The organism is Acidiphilium sp. AL (assembly GCF_025499445.1).
Lineage (GTDB): Bacteria > Pseudomonadota > Alphaproteobacteria > Acetobacterales > Acetobacteraceae > Acidiphilium > Acidiphilium iwatense.
In genome coordinates this window covers 55,441-72,152 of the sequence record NZ_JAIMBZ010000012.1, presented here as the reverse complement: position 1 = coordinate 72,152, position 16,712 = coordinate 55,441, and the positions used below count along the sequence as shown (strand labels likewise).

The window sequence follows — 16,712 nt, the reverse complement described above, 5'->3', positions numbered from 1 at the left end:
GTATCGTGGCGCCGCGAAGCGGTTTCGGCAAGAGGGAATCGGCTGGAGCCAAAGTAAACTCTTGGCAATCGTGCGGCAATCGCGGTTCCCGCGCGGCATTGCTTGATCCGGTGCCGCCACTTCCCCATCTGTTCCGCAATGAAACCGGCCCTCACGCACCGCCACGCGCTGTTCCTCGATCTGGATGGCACGCTTCTCGATCTTGCGCTCACGCCGGCGGATGTCGAGGTGCCGCCTGGCCTCGGATCGCTCCTCACCGGCCTCGCGGCCCAGAGAAACGGCGCACTGGCGATCCTGTCCGGCCGCACCCTCGTCGATATCGACGCGGTGACCGGCGCGATCCTGCCGGCCGGCGCGGAACACGGATTTCTGCTGCGCGACGCGACCGGAACGATCACCCGTCCGGTCGCGCAATCGGCCAACCGGCCCGAATGGCGCGCGGCGCTGGAACAGGCGGCCCTCGCCATGCCGGGCGTCGCGATCGAACTGAAAACCTACACGCTGGTCGCGCATTTCCGCCAAGCCCCCGAACGCGGGCCCGAATTGCGTGCGATGATCGAGGCGATGATCACCGGCGATCCCTCGGTCGAGCTTCTCGGCGCGCATATGGCCTGGGAAATCCGCCCCAAAGGCGCGGGCAAGGGAAGCGCGCTGCACTGGTTCATGCGGCATCGGCCGTTCGCGGATAAAATCCCGGTTTTCGTCGGCGACGACGTCACCGACGAGGCGGCGATCGACGCGGCAAAGGCGCTGGGCGGTATCGGCCTGCATGTCGCGCGGGATTTCGGCGGCGAAACAAAATCGGTGCGCGCGTGGTTGAACGAGGTCCGCATGAACGGAGAGGGTTGAATGTCGCGCCTCGTCGTCGTCTCGAACCGGGTGTCGATGCCCACCGAACGCGGCGCGCGCGCCGGCGGTCTCGCGGTCGCCCTCGCCGATGCGATGACCCCCGGATCGGTCTGGTTCGGCTGGTCAGGCAAGCGCATGCCGGCCACGTCGAACGCTGCCACGATCGTCGAAAACAAAGGCGTCACCTACGCAACGATCGACCTGAGCGAATCGGATTACCACCGCTACTATGTCGGCTTCTCCAACGGTTCGCTCTGGCCGCTGCTGCATTACCGGACCGGGCTGCTCGAATTCCGGCGTGATGACTACGAAGGCTACCTCGCGGTCAACGAAATCTTCGCGGACCGCCTGACCCCCCTGCTCAAGCCGGACGACATCGTCTGGATTCACGACTACCAGTTGCTCACCATGGCCGAAGCCTTGCGCCAGCGCGGGGTGCGCAACCGGATCGGGCTGTTTCTCCACATCCCGTTTGTGCCGCCTGCGGTGCTTCACGTGCTGCCGTCGGCCTCGGTCCTGGTGCGCGCGATGGCTGCGGCGGATCTGGTCGGGTTCCAGACCCATGGCGACCGGATGAATTTTCTCGAATCCGCCGCCTCCTGCATGGGTGCCGCGCCCGACGCGACAAACGGCTTCATCCATCAGGGCCATCGCACCGAAACCATCGTCGCCCCGGTCGGCATCGACGCGGACGGCTTCGCCCAGGCCGCGAAGCGCGCCGCCAACATGGCGGAGACCAAGCGCCTGATCGAAAGCCTGGTCGGGCGCGACCTCGCCATCGGCGTCGACCGGCTCGACTACACCAAGGGCCTGCCGCAGCGCTTCGACGCGTTCGGCCAGTTGCTGCACCGCCACCCCGAACATCTGCGCCGGATCAGCTTTCTGCAGATCGCCGCGCGCTCGCGCGAGGACGTCGATCGCTACCAGTCGCTGCGCCGCGAGCTCGACCGCAAGGCCGGCGACATCAACGGAGCCTATTCCGATTTCGACTGGACGCCGCTGCGCTACATGACCCGCGCGGTCAACCGCAATACCATCGCCGGGTTCTACCGGCTCGCGCGGATCGGCGTGGTGACGCCGCTGCGCGACGGCATGAATCTCGTCGCCAAGGAGTTCGTCGCCGCACAGGATTCGGCCGATCCCGGCGTCCTTGTTTTGTCGCGCTTCGCCGGCGCCGCCGAAGACATGACCGAGGCGCTGATCGTCAACCCCTACGACGCCGACGCCGTCGCCGACGCGATGCACGCGGCGCTGATCATGGAAAAGGACGAACGCATCACCCGGCACGCGGCCCTTCTCGCCAAAATCCGCAAGCACACGGCGGCGTCATTCTGCCGTGACTTTTTGCGTCGCCTCAAATTCATCGAACGCGCCACCGGGTAGCACCGCCCGCATATGCGGCGGCACCGAGGCCACCGTCTCGACATGCGGGTCGAGCGGCAGCACCAGCCGCCGCGCGAGCAGGCATTGCCCGCCTCCCGCCGTGCCATAGAGCGGGTCGCCGATAATCGGATGGCCGAGCGCAGCGCAATGCACCCGCAACTGATGGGTTCGCCCGGTGCGCGGCCGCAGTTCCAGCAGTGCCCGCTTTTCGCTCCGCGCCAGCACCCGCCAGTCGGTCGCCGCCGGATCGCCGCTTGGATCGGCCACGATCTGCCAGCCCGATTTTTCGTTGCGTTTGGCAAGAGCCAGCGCAATTGTCCCCGCTGCCTTGTCCGGCACGCCCTCGACCACCGCCCAATAAATTTTAGTCACCAGCCGCTCGGCGAACGCCCGTTGCAGGAGCAAAAGCGTGGATTTGCGGCGGGCGATGGCAAGGCAGCCGGCGGTATCCGCATCGAGCCGATGGGCGAGCCACGGCCCGTCCTGACCGCGCCGCCACAGCGGAAACCAATCCTCCACGCTCGCCCCGCCGCGCGGTCCCGCATGACACGGCAAGCCCGCCGGCTTGTCGATAACCAACAAATGGTTCGACCGGAACAGAATGGCGGGAACGGCAATCATTCGATTTCGGCGGGACGGGTCACGTCCTCATAGTATTGCGGCGCTTCGTAGCGATCGTACATGCCGTAATCGCGGATCACCCGGACATGCCGGCTCAGTGCGCCGTCCGGCGGCTCAAACCGCGCGGCGGCATCGGCATCCCGCCAGGACAGCAGCAGCAGAAAATCCCCCGGCGTCAGGATCGCCTCGAACGCATCCCATGTAACAAGACCGTCCACACCCTCGGGCGGCTCGACCTGTTGCTTCGTCTCGATAATGGAAATCACCTTCGCCGCGCCCGTCTCGGTGGCATCCAGGCGCTGCTCGGGCAGTGTGCTGCCTTCGGGATCATCGGTATCGACGGTGATCTGGCCCACGCGCAGGTGATAGTCCTGGAAAATCTCGAACCGCCCCTTCTTCTGAACCGCGTGATGCAATGCATGGGTGCGCCAGCGCACCAGCGCCTTCTCGTCGCGCCAGACCGACAGCGACAGCAGCCATCCTTCCCGCCGCTTGGACCGATACCGCACATTGTTGACAAACCCGTTCACCCGGACCAGCTCGGGCCGCAGCATCCCGGCATGGCCGATATAGGCGTCCCACTGCTCCGGCTTGGGATGAACCTCGAAAATCACGGCGAACATGAACCAAACTCCCGTTCTCGATCTACTGGTCACACATAGAGCGTGATCGGCCGTTCGGACATAACCTCGCGACCTTCGAGAAAAATGAGCGCCTCCCGGTATAGCGGCAAGCGCCGCCGCACCTTCTGTAAGCCGTGCCTGGATTGGAGCGAGCGGCGCCCGCACCTTGCCGGCGTGGTCGGGGCGGCACTGGCCACGCGGGCTTTCGATCTCGGTTGGGTGGAGCGAATCAAGGACAGCCGCTCTATCACGATCACGCAAGCCGGGCGCCGTGGTTTCTCCGAAGCATTCGGCGTGACGCTGGCGTAGGTCACGGTCGCCGCCCAGGCGTAAGGATCGGAATCTGGATCGGAGATAAGTGATGCCCGCGGCAACAGTCGTTATGATACGCGTCGAATCTGAACAGCCGCAAAGTTGACGGCATCACTCGAGCGTAATGAACCGGCCGTGATCACGGCGCTGCCCCGCGCAGCCTCTCGGGTACGACGAAACCCAGCCGGCGCGGAATGTCCCACACCTCGTTGATCTGCCGCACGATGCGAAACCCTGCGCGCTGGTAGTTCGGCAGAGCGCGCGGATGATCGGCGGTGCAGGTATTCACCGTCATGCCGCGTACCGGCCCGGCGAACACCTGTTCGATCGCGGCTCCGAGCAGCGAAAACCCGATCCCCTTGCCGATCGCCCCCGGCAACAGCCCGAAATAGCTGAGATTGACATCGGGCCACGGCGTTGCGTCCAGTTCGAAAAATCCCGCAACCACACCATCCATCCTCAGAACCTGCACGGCGATCGCGGGATCGGCCAGCAACCGGCCGAGCATGTCGTCGGGCATCATCCGGCGCAGCCACCACAGCCAATCCTGGCCCACCCGGTCGTACAGATCGCGATAGGTCGCGACATCCATGCGTCGCATCGGCTCCAGCACCGCATTTTCCGGCATCTTCCGCCATGTCACCGGCGGCTTGCGGTCGAGGCGCAGGAACGTCACGGTCACCAGCACCCGATCGGTCGCTTCGCCAGGCCGGGCGCGGGCATAATCGAACATTAGGGTGTGTACCCGATAGCGGCGTGAGTCGCGATGGGCGCGAAAATCGTGACTGAGCAGGCGGCCGGCGCAGGACGATGTGGTTCATCGGCCAAGCCGGACAACGCCCTCAGCCGCGATTTGCGCCGCAGCCCGAAGGGACCGGGGGCTTTTGGCCCCAAGGTCGCAAAGATTCGGTGTCGTTCGTCGCTCATGATCGGCAAGATCATCGCGCTCCTCTCTCCTGGCCAGCGGCCAAAATCCCTCCGGTCGCGGCCACACCGCTATCGGGTACACACCCGCAACCTCAGTCCTCCAGGAAGCTCCGCAATTTCCGGCTGCGCGAGGGGTGCTTCAGTTTGCGCAGCGCCTTCGCCTCGATCTGCCTGATCCGCTCGCGGGTCACGTTGAACTGCTGGCCGACCTCTTCGAGCGTATGGTCGGTATTCATCCCGATCCCGAAACGCATCCGCAGCACGCGCTCCTCGCGCGGCGTCAGCGACGACAGCACCCGAGTCGCGGCCTCCCTGAGGTTCGCATGAACCGCGGCATCCAAGGGTATGATCGCGTTCTTATCCTCGATGAAATCGCCGAGATGGCTGTCTTCCTCGTCGCCGATCGGCGTCTCCAGGCTGATCGGTTCCTTGGCGATCTTCAGCACTTTCCGAACTTTCTCCAGCGGCATCCCCAGTTTCTCGGCCAGTTCCTCCGGCGTCGGTTCGCGGCCGATCTCGTGCAGCATCTGGCGCGAGGTGCGCACCAGCTTGTTGATCGTCTCGATCATATGCACCGGAATGCGGATGGTGCGTGCCTGATCCGCGATGCTGCGGGTGATCGCCTGCCGGATCCACCAGGTCGCATAGGTGCTGAACTTGTAGCCACGGCGATATTCGAATTTATCCACCGCCTTCATCAGCCCGATATTGCCCTCCTGGATCAGATCGAGGAATTGCAGGCCGCGATTGGTATATTTCTTGGCGATCGAAATGACGAGGCGCAGATTCGCCTCGATCATCTCCTTCTTCGCGCGCGTCGAATCGCGCTCGCCGCGCGACACCGTGGCATAGACCCGGCGGAACTCCTCGATCGGCAATTGCGCCTCGGCGGCGATCCGGCCGATCTGCGCGCGCAATTCGGTAATCTGACTGCCATAGCGCGGCACGAACAGCTTCCAGCCCTTGCCGGGCAGTTTGGCGACATCGTCGAGCCATGCGGGGTCCATCTCACGGCCGCGATACGCCTTGAGGAACTCGTCGCGCGGAACCTTGCAGCTCTCCGCCAGCCGCAGCATCTGGCCTTCGAGGCCATTGAGGCGCTGGTTCAGCTCCTTGAGCTGGATCACCAGCTCCTCGATCCGGTTGTTGTGCAGCCGCACCTGCTCGACCTTCGCGACCAGTTCGTCGCGCAGCTTTTCGTAGGTCTTTTCCGAGCGGGTGCTGGCCTCCTCGCCGGCGGTCAGCGCATCCAGCCGCTTGTGCTGGAGCTTCATGAATTTCTCGTAGAGCTTCTCGATCTCGGTGAAGGTCTCGAACACCTCCGGCTTGAGCTTTTCCTCGACCGCCGAGAGCGACAGGCCGCTGCCCTCACCCTCATCCTCGTCCTCGACCTCCTCGGCCTGCGCCGCTGCCGGGTTGAACCCGCCATCGCCGCCACCCTGCGTCGCCTCCAGGTCGATCACGTCGCGCAGCAGCATCTTGCTGTCCTTCAGCGCCTCATGCCAGGAGACGATCGCGCGGAAGGTCAGCGGGCTTTCGCACAGCCCGCCGATCATCATGTCCCGCCCGGCTTCGATCCGCTTGGCGATCGCGATTTCGCCCTCGCGCGACAGCAACTCGACCGTGCCCATCTCGCGCAGATACATCCGCACCGGATCGTCGGTCCGGCTGCCGCTGGTTTCGCTGATGTTGCCGGCGGAGGCTTCCTCGTCGGCCTCCGCGACCTCTTCTTCCTTCTCGGCGCTGGGTGCCGCTTCGGCGTCTTCGCCTTCCTCGCTCTCGACGACCTGGATGCCCATTTCGCTGAGCATCGACATGACATCCTCGATCTGCTCGGAGCTGTTCTGGTCCGAGGGCAGCACGGCGTTGAGTTCGTCGAAGGTGATATAACCGCGTTCCTTGCCGCGCGCGATCAGGCGCTTGACCGAGGCGGACTGGATGTCGAGAGTCGCGGTGTCGGCCTCGGCCTCGGGAGCGGCGGTTTCGGTCGTGGCAGCTTGCTTGGTAGCCATAAGATATCGGACTCCAGAGAAAGACGGCGATTGGGGTCAGGCAGCGTCCGGGTCATCGGAATCGCACCGCACGACACGATTCAGAGCGGTGATCAACATGATATGCTTTGCTTGGTTTTCATGTGTCATATTCTGCGCCAAGCGGCGTTCCTGCTCGGCACATTCCTCGCGTAGCCGATCAAGATTAAGCAGCCCATAATTTTCATACCAAGAGGCTTCCAATTCCAACAGCGACGCTGCCTCCTTGGTCGCAGAACGCTGCGGGATGGTCGCGCCAATACGATCGGCGTTATCCCGAAGACCCAATTGGGTCAAATGGTTGAGCAAGTCGCTAGAGTCAAGTGTCTCCGCGCCATGCAGCCAGGCCGACATGGCAGCGCGCAGACCCGCACAATCCTCCGGGAGGGCCAACGAGCCGAATGCCTCCTCCAGATCGGGCAGAAGCTCGGGGTGGCGCAGCAGCATCGCGGTCAGCAGCCGGGCCCGGCGCTGGGCTATCGCCTCGGCGTCGATCGGCGGGCGCGGCAGCGAAACCGGCCGCGTTGGCTTGCCGTTGCCAGCCCCGAACGACCGGCGTTTCTCGGCGAACAGCCGATCGACCAGGGCGCTGCGATATTCGCCCGCCAGCGAACGGTCCTCGATGGTGTGCGCCGCCGCTTCCAGCCGCTTGCGGAATGCGGCGCGGCCCTCGGGCGTCGCACGATCCGCCCCTTCGGCAAGCATGTCGAACAGGGTATCGGCAAGGCCGGGCGCCGCTTTGATCATCGCGCCGAACGATGCCGTCCCCTCGCGGCGGACATAGCTGTCCGGGTCATCCCGCTCGGGCAGACGGAGAATGGCGAGCGAGCGATCCGGCGTCAGGGCTTTCAGCGCAAGCTCCGCCGAGCGCAAGGCGGCGCGCCGACCCGCCGCATCGCCGTCGAAACACAGGATCGGCCGGGGCGAGAGCCGCCATAATTCGGTGAGATGGGCTTCGGTCAGTGCGGTGCCGAGCGGTGCGACCGCTCCGGCAAACCCCGCCTCGGCCAGGGCGATCACGTCCATATAGCCTTCGACCACGATCAGCGCCGCACCGCCGCGCACCGCCTCGCGCGCGCGATCGAGCCCGTAAAGGGTCTGGCGCTTGGAGAACAGCGCGGTTTCCGGCCCGTTCAGATATTTCGGCTGGCCGTCGCCCAGCAGGCGCCCGCCGAAGCTGATCGCCCGCCCGCGCCGGTCGCGGATCGGGAACATCACCCGGTTGAAGAAATAATCGACCGGGCCGCGCTCGCCCTGCTTCATCAGCCCGGCCTCGATCAGCCGGTCGGCGCCGATCCCGAGGCTCGCGAGCAATACCCCCCTGCCCTCACCGGACCAGCCGAGACCGAACCGTTCGATCGTGGCATTGGCAAGCCCGCGCCCACGCAGATAGGCCAGGGCCGCCGCCCCTTCGGGCAGCAACAATCGGCGACGATACTCTGCTGCCGCGGCTTCCAGCACATCCGATAGATCGGCTTCGCGCCGCGCCACCTCGGCGGCTTCGGGGCTCGGCTTCGGCACCTCCAGCCCGGCTTCGGCGGCGAGCCGCTCGACCGCCTCGACGAAGCTCGCCCCCTCGCTCTGCATGACGAAGCTGATCGCATCGCCATGCGCGCCGCAGCCGAAGCAGTGGTAATGGTCGTCATACACATAGAAAGATGGCGTTTTCTCGTTGTGGAACGGGCAGCAGCCTTTCTGGTCGCGCCCCGACCGTTCGAGCCGCACCCGCCGGCCGATCAAGGCCGGCAGCGGCGTGCGGACGCGCAATTCGTCGAGAAACGGGGCGGGCAGGCTCATGCGTGCGAGAGTTTCGCCTTCACCGCGGCCGAGGCGGAAGCCATGTCGAGTGCCGGTCCATGCGCCTCTTTCAGCGCCGCGATCACCTTGCCCATGTCTTTCGGGGCGGCGGCGCCGGTGGTTCCGATCGCCTCGGCGATCGCGGCGTCGAGTTCGGCACCGTTCAGGGTCCGGGGCAGATACTCCTCGATGATGACGATCTCGGCGGCTTCCTTGGCGGCGAGATCGGGCCGGCAGCCATGGCGATACAGCGTTTCAGACTCGCGGCGCGACTTCACCATGCCCCGCAGCATCGCGACAATCTCGGCCTCCGGCACCGTGCCGGCACCCTTGGGACGGGAGGCTATATCAATATCCTTGAGGCGCGCGATCATCATGCGTAAAGTGGAGACGCGCAGCGCCTCGCGGGCGCGCATCGCCGATTTGAGGTCGTTCTGCATCCGGGATCGCAACGTGCTGCTCATGATCTCCTCCAACCTCAATCTAATTCCATGCTCGGCGAATTCGACGGCCATCTAATTCGATCATCGCCCGGCTCAAACCGGAAATAATTTCCGTATCCACCCAATTCAGTTGAGGCGGGATTTAATTTCCAGTATAGACTGCCCCCATGCCGATGACTATTGCCGAGCTGATCGACCGTCTGGGCGGCCCCGAAGCCGCCGCGAAGCTTACCACGGTTTCGACCGAAGCGGTTCGCAAATGGCGCAGCGCCGGTGCGATTCCATCCCGCCACTGGCCCGCCGTGCTGGCCGCGACCGGGCTCACCCTCGACGATCTGCCCGGCGGCGTCGCCCCGCCAGCCGAGACGAAACGGCCCGACGGCGCCACCGCCGCGCTGGTTCTGGGCGACGGACGGGTGTTCTGGGGCTGCGGTTTCGGCACGCGGGGTCAAGGCGCGCCCGCGGAGCTTTGTTTCTCCACCGGCATGACCGGCTATCAGGAAACCCTGACCGATCCGTCCTTCGCCGGCCAGATCATCACTTTCACCTTTCCGCATATCGGCAATGTAGGCGCGAATGCCGAGGATATCGAGGCATCGGCGAGTTTTGCGCGGGGACTGGTGCTCAATCGCGGCATCACCGCCGCCTCGAACTGGCGCGCGACCGAAGGGCTGGATCGCTGGTGCCGGCGGATGGGTCTTGCCGGCATTGCCGGGGTGGATACGCGGGCCCTGACCCGCTTGATCCGCGATGATGGACCGCCCAACGCGCTGATTGCCTTCCCCGAGGATGGGCGTTTCGACATCGATGCGCTGGTTGCCAAGGCCGCCGCGTGGCCGGGGCTGGAGGGCATGGACCTCGCCCGCGAGGTATCCTGCACGCAGAGCTATGAATGGACCGAGACCCTGTGGACCCGTGAGCACGGATTCGGCCGCCAGGATGCGCCGAAATATACCGTCGTCGCGGTCGATTACGGGGCGAAACGGAACATCCTGCGCAACCTCGCCAGCGCCGGCTGCCGGGTGATCGTGGTGCCCGGAACCTCGGGCGCGGACGACATATTGCGCCACAAGCCGGATGGAGTGTTTCTATCGAACGGGCCCGGCGATCCGGCGGCGACCGCTGAATACGCTGTGCCCGCGATCAAGGGCGTGCTCGATGCGGGGGTGCCGCTGTTCGGCATCTGTCTCGGCCACCAGTTGCTCGCCCATACGCTGGGCGGCAAAACCTACAAGCTCGCGCGCGGCCATCGCGGGGCGAACCAGCCGGTGCAGGAGCTGGCGACCAGACGGGTCGAGATCACCAGCCAGAATCATGGATTCGCGGTGGACGACGCATCGCTGCCCGAAGGGGTGGTGGTGACCCATAAAAGCCTGTTCGATGGCTCGAACGAGGGCATCGCGTGTGCGGAGCAAAAATGTTTCTCCGTGCAATACCACCCCGAAGCGAGCCCCGGCCCGTCCGACGCGAACCATCTGTTCCGGCGGTTCACCGCGATGATGGAAGCGAAAGTATAAGGAGTTTACGGAGTTATATGGTTTGTAACATATAAACGCATAAACTGCTTATAAATCACCTCATGGACCCTGTTCGCAATCCATTCGCGCCGACCTATGGGGATACGACGTTTGCGGTGCCGTTGTTCGATCATTTTCTCCGCCGGATCATGCCCGAATGGCGGGAGGAGCGTCATGGCTGATGGTTGTCTCTTCATGATCAATACTGTTGCAAGCTACAGCCTGGACAACTAGAGGCGTTATCGCCACAACGTGGCATAAATCACACGGAAGCAAAAATGAACTCAGATAAAGCGCTTGATCAAATAGATTATAGCTATCTGACGCTTATGTCTCTGGGAAATCTGACAGAGAGATCAGATAAAATTGAGTTTTCAATTGATGAGATTTCAGAAAATATGGATTCTGGTAAATCAAAAAATAGAATTTTGTTTTCTTTGGTTGATCTCATTTCGGAAAAATTTGTTAGATCAAGCGATAATGATTTCAATTACGAAGAGATAGATGAAGATTTGAACAACTTAAAATCTGCTATGGATCATGATTATTTTCTTACAAGATCTGGAATAGAGGAGTATGATACGCATATAAAAAATCGTATTAAGGAAGAAAAAGTAAAGTCAGAACAAATTTCTCCAGATCTAGAAATACTAATTTATATATACCGCAACATGATTGGATTTTTGTTCAGTTACCCAAAAATTAACGAAATAAAAATGTCAGACGATCAGCGAGACTCGTTTGAGCATTTGCAAAAACAGGGCCTTATTGAAGCAGTCCGTTCTAAGTCACGATGGAAAATCACTGCTTCAGGAAAAGAATATCTGGAAAATGAAGCTAAATTATGAAATTTTGATTTGGAAAAATATGTTTCTCTAAAAGAAAAATTCAGTGATTTTCTTCATTCATAAAGGGTACCACCTAACGGGATCTGGGGCCTAAACCCTCCGCAGCGTTCCAACAATCAAGAGATTGTTGGAATCTTTCGCTACTCCGCCCCAGCGGGTGCGGGGCGAAAGGCGAAAAGGTTCCGTCGGTTGCGCCGACGGAAATCGCCCGGAAGGAGCCCTGCGTGACTTGCCTAAATGACTGTAATCTACCGCCGCAACTTCTGGATTGCTTCGCTACGCTCGCAATGACGCGTCTTCGCCGGCTCGCAATGACGAGTCTTGCTTCTACAAGCCTGAAACTGGAAACCTGACATGCCCAAGCGCACCGACATTTCGACCATCATGATCATCGGCGCCGGGCCGATTGTTATTGGTCAGGCCTGCGAGTTCGATTATTCCGGCGCGCAGGCATGCAAGGCGCTGCGCGAGGAAGGCTATCGCGTGGTGCTGGTCAATTCCAACCCGGCGACGATCATGACCGATCCCGATCTGGCGGATGCGACCTATATCGAGCCGATCACGCCGGAGATGGTGGAAAAGATCATCGCGCGCGAGAAGCCCAATGCGCTGCTGCCCACCATGGGCGGGCAGACCGCGCTGAACACCGCGATGAGCCTGGCGAAATCCGGGATTCTGGAAAAATACGGCGTCGAACTGATCGGCGCCAAGGAAGACGTGATCGACCGCGCCGAGGACCGGCTGAAATTCCGCGACGCGATGGCCGAAATCGGCATCGAAAGTCCGAAAAGCGCGATCGCTCATAGCATCGAGGAAGCGCGCGCCGCGCTCGATCTGGTCGGGCTGCCGGCGGTGATCCGGCCATCCTTCACTTTGGGCGGAACCGGCGGCGGCATCGCCTATAACCGCGAGGAGTTTTTCGAAATCGTCACCAGCGGGCTCGACGCCTCGCCCACCACCGAGGTGCTGATCGAGGAAAGCGTGCTCGGCTGGAAAGAATACGAGATGGAGGTGGTGCGCGATTCCGCCGATAACTGCATCATCGTCTGCTCGATCGAGAATATCGACCCGATGGGCGTGCATACCGGCGACAGCGTAACCGTCGCTCCGGCCCTGACCCTGACCGACCGCGAATTCCAGATCATGCGCGACGCCTCGATCGCCTGTCTGCGCAAGATCGGCGTCGATACCGGCGGGTCGAACGTGCAGTTCGGGGTGAACCCGGCGGATGGCCGCATGGTGGTGATCGAAATGAACCCGCGCGTCTCGCGATCGTCCGCGCTGGCCTCGAAGGCGACGGGGTTTCCGATCGCGAAAATCGCGGCGAAGCTGGCGGTGGGGTACACGCTCGACGAACTGCGCAACGACATCACGCAGGTGACGCCGGCGAGTTTCGAGCCGACCATCGATTACGTGGTGATCAAGATCCCGCGCTTCACCTTCGAGAAATTCCCCGGCACACCGGCGCTGCTGACCACCTCGATGAAATCGGTCGGCGAGGCGATGGCGATCGGCCGGAATTTCGCCGAAGCACTGCAAAAAGGATTGCGCAGCCTGGAAACCGGGTTGTCCGGGTTGGATGAGGTCGAGGCGCCGGGCGACGGCACGCATGACGCGTTCCGCGCGGCATTGTCCACGCCACGGCCGGACCGGCTGCTGATCGCGGCACAGGCGCTGCGGGCCGGGCTTTCGGTCGAGGACATTCACGCCGCCTGCAAATTCGACCCATGGTTCCTGCGTCAGATGAAGGATGTCGTCGCGGCGGAGCGCGAGATTGCCGCCAACGGTTTGCCGGAGGATGCCGCCGGGCTGCGCGCGGTCAAGGCGCTCGGGTTTTCCGATCATCGGTTGGCGCAACTAACCGGGCATAAGGAAACCGACATCGCGGCGGCGCGGATCGCGCGCGGCGTGATCCCGGTGTATCGGCGGATCGACAGCACAGCCGGCGAATTCGCCTCGGCGACCTCGTATATGTATGCGACCTACGAGGGCGGCTTCGGCACCCCCCATTGCGAGGCCGATCCGAGCGCGCGCGACAAAATCATCATCCTCGGCGGCGGCCCGAACCGGATCGGTCAGGGCATCGAGTTCGATTATTGCTGCGTCCACGCCGCCTATGCGCTGCGCGAGGCCGGCTTCGAGACCATCATGGTCAATTGCAATCCAGAAACGGTTTCCACCGATTACGACACGTCGGACCGGCTGTATTTCGAGCCGCTGTTTGCCGAGGATGTGATCGCGCTGATCCGCCGCGAGCAGCAGAACGGCAAAGTGCTCGGCTGCATCGTGCAATATGGCGGGCAGACGCCGCTGAAACTCAGTCAGGCGCTGGAAGAGGCGGGAATCCCGATCCTCGGCACCTCGGCGGATGCGATCGACATCGCCGAGGATCGCGAGCGGTTCCAAATTCTGCTGAAATCGCTCGGATTGCGCCAGCCGGAGAACGGCATCGCCCGTTCGGCCGGGGAAGCCGAAGCGATCGTCGAGAAGATCGGCTTTCCGGTGGTGATCCGGCCGAGCTACGTTCTCGGCGGGAGGGCGATGGAGATCGTTTACGATCTGCCCAATCTGCGCCGCTATATGCGCGAAGCGGTGATCGTCTCCGGCGCCAACCCAGTGCTGATCGACCGCTATCTGAACGACGCGATCGAGGTCGATGTCGATTGCATCGCCGACGGCCAGAGCGTGTATGTCGCCGGCGTGATGGAGCATATCGAGGAAGCCGGCATCCATTCCGGCGATTCTGCCTGTTCGCTGCCGCCCTATTCGCTGTCGCCCGCCGTGGTGGCGGAATTGCGCACCGAGACCGAGGCGATGGCCAAGGCGCTCAGCGTGGTCGGGCTGATGAACGTGCAATATGCGATTCAGGGCGAGACGGTCTATGTGCTGGAGGTCAACCCCCGCGCCTCGCGCACCGTGCCGTTCGTCGCCAAGGCGACGGGCGTGCCGGTGGCGAAAATCGGCGCGCGGGTGATGGCGGGCGAACCCCTCGCCTCGTTCGGGCTCGACGACAGCGTGACGCGCAGCCACGTCGCGGTGAAGGAGGCGGTGTTTCCGTTCGCGCGGTTTGCCGGAGTGGACGTTCTGCTCGGGCCGGAGATGAAATCGACCGGCGAGGTGATGGGGCTGGATGCGAGTTTCGCCCGCGCCTTCGCCAAGGCGCAGATCGGCGCCGGGGTGAAGTTGCCCGTCGGCGGGACGGTGTTTCTGTCGGTGCGCGATGCCGACAAGGGCGCGATCGTGCCGATCGCCCGGCGGTTCACCGATCTCGGTTTTTCGATCCTGGCGACGCGCGGCACCGCCGCGCATCTGTCCGCTGCCGGGATCGCGGCGCGCGCGGTGAACAAGGTGCTGGAGGGACGGCCGCATTGCGTGGATGCGATCCGGTCGGGCGAGGTGCAACTGGTAATCAACACGGCATCCGGGGCGCAGACCGTGGCGGATAGTTTCGATATCCGCCGTTCGGCGCTGACTCACGGCGTGCCGCATTTCACCACCATTGCCGGCGCGCGGGCCGCGTCCCACGCTATTGCGGCCCTGGCTGCCGGCAATCTTGAAGTCGCGCCGCTTCAGTCGTATTTTCCCGCCTCGTTCTGACCGGCATCGTGCCCGGAGGGTTCCGGCCACGATGTTCGGATTCATGCCTAATGCCTGATACCTTATTCTGACTAAAGGAACCGTTGTGCAAAAATTCCCGATGACCGGGCCCGGACTGCAAAATCTCGAAGCCGAGCTGCGCCAGCTCAAGGCCGAGGAGCGGCCGGCCATTATCCGCGCCATCGCCGAGGCCCGCAGCCATGGCGATCTGTCGGAAAATGCGGAATATCATTCGGCGCGGGAGCGGCAATCCTTCATCGAAGGCCGGATCGCCGAGCTGGAGGAGATCATTTCGGCGGCCGAGGTGATCGACCCGTCCACCCTGTCGGGCGAGACGGTGAAGTTCGGCGCCCATGTCGAGCTGATCGACGAGGAGACCGACAAGCAGGTGCAATACCAGCTCGTCGGCATGCACGAGGCGGATATCAAATCCGGCCGGCTCTCGGTCACGTCGCCGCTCGCCAAGGCGCTGATCGGCAAGAAATCCGGGGATACGGTGTCGGTCCCGGCACCGGGCGGCGACCGGAGCTACGAGATTTTGACCGTCCGATACGGTGGCTGAATTTCCGGTTGCGATCGAGGCGATCGAAGCGGCGGCGGTGCGCATCGCGGGGGCGGTGCTGCGCGCGCCGCTGGTGCATTCCGATGCGTTGTCGCGCGCGACCGGAGCGGAGATTTTTCTCAAGCTCGAGAATTTGCAGGCGACCGGCGCGTTCAAGGAGCGCGGTGCGGCGAACCGGATCGCGCTGCTGTCGGCCGAGGAGCGGGCGCGCGGGGTGATCGCCATGTCGGCGGGAAATCACGCGCAGGCGGTGGCCCGGCACGCGCAGTTGGCGGGAATCGCCGCGACCATCGTGATGCCGCGCTTCACCCCAACCACCAAGGTGACGCGCACCCGCGCCTGGGATGCTGAGGTGGTACTGCACGGCGAAACCCTTGCCGAAGCGGCCGAGCACGCCCATGCGCTGGCCGCCGAGAATGGCCTGGTGTTCATCCATCCCTATGACGACCCGGCGGTGATCGCGGGACAGGGCACGCTGGCGCTCGAAGTGATGGAGGACGCCCCCGGTCTCGACACGCTGATCGTGCCGACCGGCGGCGGCGGGTTCGTCTCCGGCTGCGCGGTGGCGGCACGGGCGAAGCGGCCCGAGCTTGAGGTTCTCGGCGTCGAGGTCGAGGCCTATTCCGGCTTCGCCCAGGCGCTTGCCGGACGATCGGTGAACGTGGGCGGGGCGACGATCGCCGAGGGTATCGCGGTGCGCGATATCGGCGCGCTGCCGCTGTCGATCCTGCGGGAACTCGGCACCGAAATCCTGGTGGTGCCGGAAGCGGCGGTGGAACAGGCGATCGCGCTGCTGATCGAGGGCGGCAAGGTGGTCGCCGAGGGGGCCGGTGCGGCGGGATTGGCGGCGGTTCTGGCGTTCCCCGAGCGGTTTGCCGGCAAACGGGTCGCCCTGCCGGTCTGCGGCGGCAATATCGATGCGCGGATTCTGGCCAATACGCTGCTGCGCAACCTGCTGCGCGACGGGCGGCTGCTGCGCGTGCTGATGGAAATCCCCGACCGGCCCGGCGTTCTCGCCGATATCGCGAGCCGCATCGGCAACCAGGGCGGCAACATCATCGAGGTGGTACATCAGCGGCTGTTCGCCTCGCCTACCGTGCAGGCGGCACATCTCGAGGTGATGGTCGAGGCGCGCGATGCCGAACACGGCAACGCGATCGCCAGCGCGCTCGAAGACGTTTACGTGGTGAAGCGGATTTAGCC

General features: G+C 63.4%; 14 protein-coding genes. 8 read left to right on the top strand and 6 right to left on the bottom strand.

Annotated elements, in window-relative coordinates; translation table 11 throughout:
- Positions 1 to 138: 138 nt before the first annotated feature.
- Positions 139 to 849: a trehalose-phosphatase gene (gene otsB / locus AiwAL_RS09575; RefSeq protein ID WP_262312600.1), complete on the top strand. Its 711-nt coding sequence runs from the start codon at positions 139 to 141 to the stop codon at positions 847 to 849.
- Positions 850 to 2,232 carry a trehalose-6-phosphate synthase gene (locus AiwAL_RS09570; RefSeq protein ID WP_235704207.1) on the top strand — a complete coding sequence of 461 codons (1,383 nt, stop codon included), beginning with the start codon at positions 850 to 852 and terminating at the stop codon, positions 2,230 to 2,232.
- On the opposite strand, the gene AiwAL_RS09565 is transcribed toward AiwAL_RS09570, so the two are convergent.
- Positions 2,176 to 2,853, bottom strand: coding sequence for an RluA family pseudouridine synthase (locus AiwAL_RS09565; RefSeq protein WP_235704208.1), 678 nt, complete (start codon positions 2,851 to 2,853; stop codon positions 2,176 to 2,178). The genes AiwAL_RS09570 and AiwAL_RS09565 overlap by 57 nt on opposite strands.
- Positions 2,850 to 3,476: an antibiotic biosynthesis monooxygenase gene (locus AiwAL_RS09560; RefSeq protein ID WP_262312599.1), complete on the bottom strand. Its 627-nt coding sequence runs from the start codon at positions 3,474 to 3,476 to the stop codon at positions 2,850 to 2,852. Before AiwAL_RS09560 ends, AiwAL_RS09565 begins: the two co-directional genes overlap by 4 nt.
- Positions 3,477 to 3,560: 84 nt before the next feature.
- Here AiwAL_RS09560 and AiwAL_RS09555 point away from each other — a divergent pair, with 84 nt between their 5' ends.
- A complete protein-coding gene (locus AiwAL_RS09555; RefSeq protein WP_235704210.1) occupies positions 3,561 to 3,785 on the top strand; it encodes a hypothetical protein in 225 nt (74 codons plus the stop codon).
- A gap of 142 nt (positions 3,786 to 3,927) precedes the next feature.
- Here AiwAL_RS09555 and AiwAL_RS09550 read toward each other — a convergent pair whose 3' ends face one another.
- The 4 genes from AiwAL_RS09550 to AiwAL_RS09535 form a co-directional block, all read right to left on the bottom strand.
- Positions 3,928 to 4,521, bottom strand: a complete 594-nt coding sequence (locus tag AiwAL_RS09550) for a GNAT family N-acetyltransferase (protein WP_235704211.1) — start codon at positions 4,519 to 4,521, stop codon at positions 3,928 to 3,930.
- A 286-nt stretch (positions 4,522 to 4,807) separates the two neighbouring features.
- Positions 4,808 to 6,727, bottom strand: coding sequence for an RNA polymerase sigma factor RpoD (rpoD, locus tag AiwAL_RS09545; protein WP_235704212.1), 1,920 nt, complete (start codon positions 6,725 to 6,727; stop codon positions 4,808 to 4,810).
- A gap of 36 nt (positions 6,728 to 6,763) precedes the next feature.
- Entirely contained in the window at positions 6,764 to 8,542 is a 1,779-nt protein-coding gene (dnaG, locus tag AiwAL_RS09540; RefSeq protein WP_235704213.1) for a DNA primase, read from the bottom strand.
- On the bottom strand, positions 8,539 to 9,006 hold the full coding sequence (locus AiwAL_RS09535) for a GatB/YqeY domain-containing protein (protein ID WP_235704214.1): 468 nt from the start codon (positions 9,004 to 9,006) through the stop codon (positions 8,539 to 8,541). The genes dnaG and AiwAL_RS09535 overlap by 4 nt, the downstream gene beginning before the upstream one ends.
- Positions 9,007 to 9,152: 146 nt before the next feature.
- On the opposite strand from AiwAL_RS09535, the gene carA reads away from it, so the two are divergent.
- From carA to AiwAL_RS09510, 5 genes are all read left to right on the top strand, one after another.
- Positions 9,153 to 10,502, top strand: coding sequence for a glutamine-hydrolyzing carbamoyl-phosphate synthase small subunit (carA, locus tag AiwAL_RS09530; protein ID WP_235704215.1), 1,350 nt, complete (start codon positions 9,153 to 9,155; stop codon positions 10,500 to 10,502).
- Positions 10,503 to 10,780: 278 nt separating this feature from the next.
- Complete coding sequence (locus AiwAL_RS09525; protein WP_235704216.1) at positions 10,781 to 11,350, top strand: hypothetical protein; 570 nt, start codon at positions 10,781 to 10,783, stop codon at positions 11,348 to 11,350.
- Between the two features lie 354 nt (positions 11,351 to 11,704).
- The gene (gene carB, locus AiwAL_RS09520) at positions 11,705 to 14,947 is read left to right on the top strand and encodes a carbamoyl-phosphate synthase large subunit (protein ID WP_262312598.1); all 3,243 of its coding nucleotides are present in this window, start codon (positions 11,705 to 11,707) and stop codon (positions 14,945 to 14,947) included.
- Positions 14,948 to 15,032: 85 nt separating this feature from the next.
- Positions 15,033 to 15,509, top strand: coding sequence for a transcription elongation factor GreA (gene greA / locus AiwAL_RS09515; RefSeq protein WP_235704218.1), 477 nt, complete (start codon positions 15,033 to 15,035; stop codon positions 15,507 to 15,509).
- Positions 15,502 to 16,710: a threonine ammonia-lyase gene (locus AiwAL_RS09510; RefSeq protein ID WP_235704219.1), complete on the top strand. Its 1,209-nt coding sequence runs from the start codon at positions 15,502 to 15,504 to the stop codon at positions 16,708 to 16,710. The genes greA and AiwAL_RS09510 overlap by 8 nt, the downstream gene beginning before the upstream one ends.
- Positions 16,711 to 16,712 lie beyond the last annotated feature (2 nt).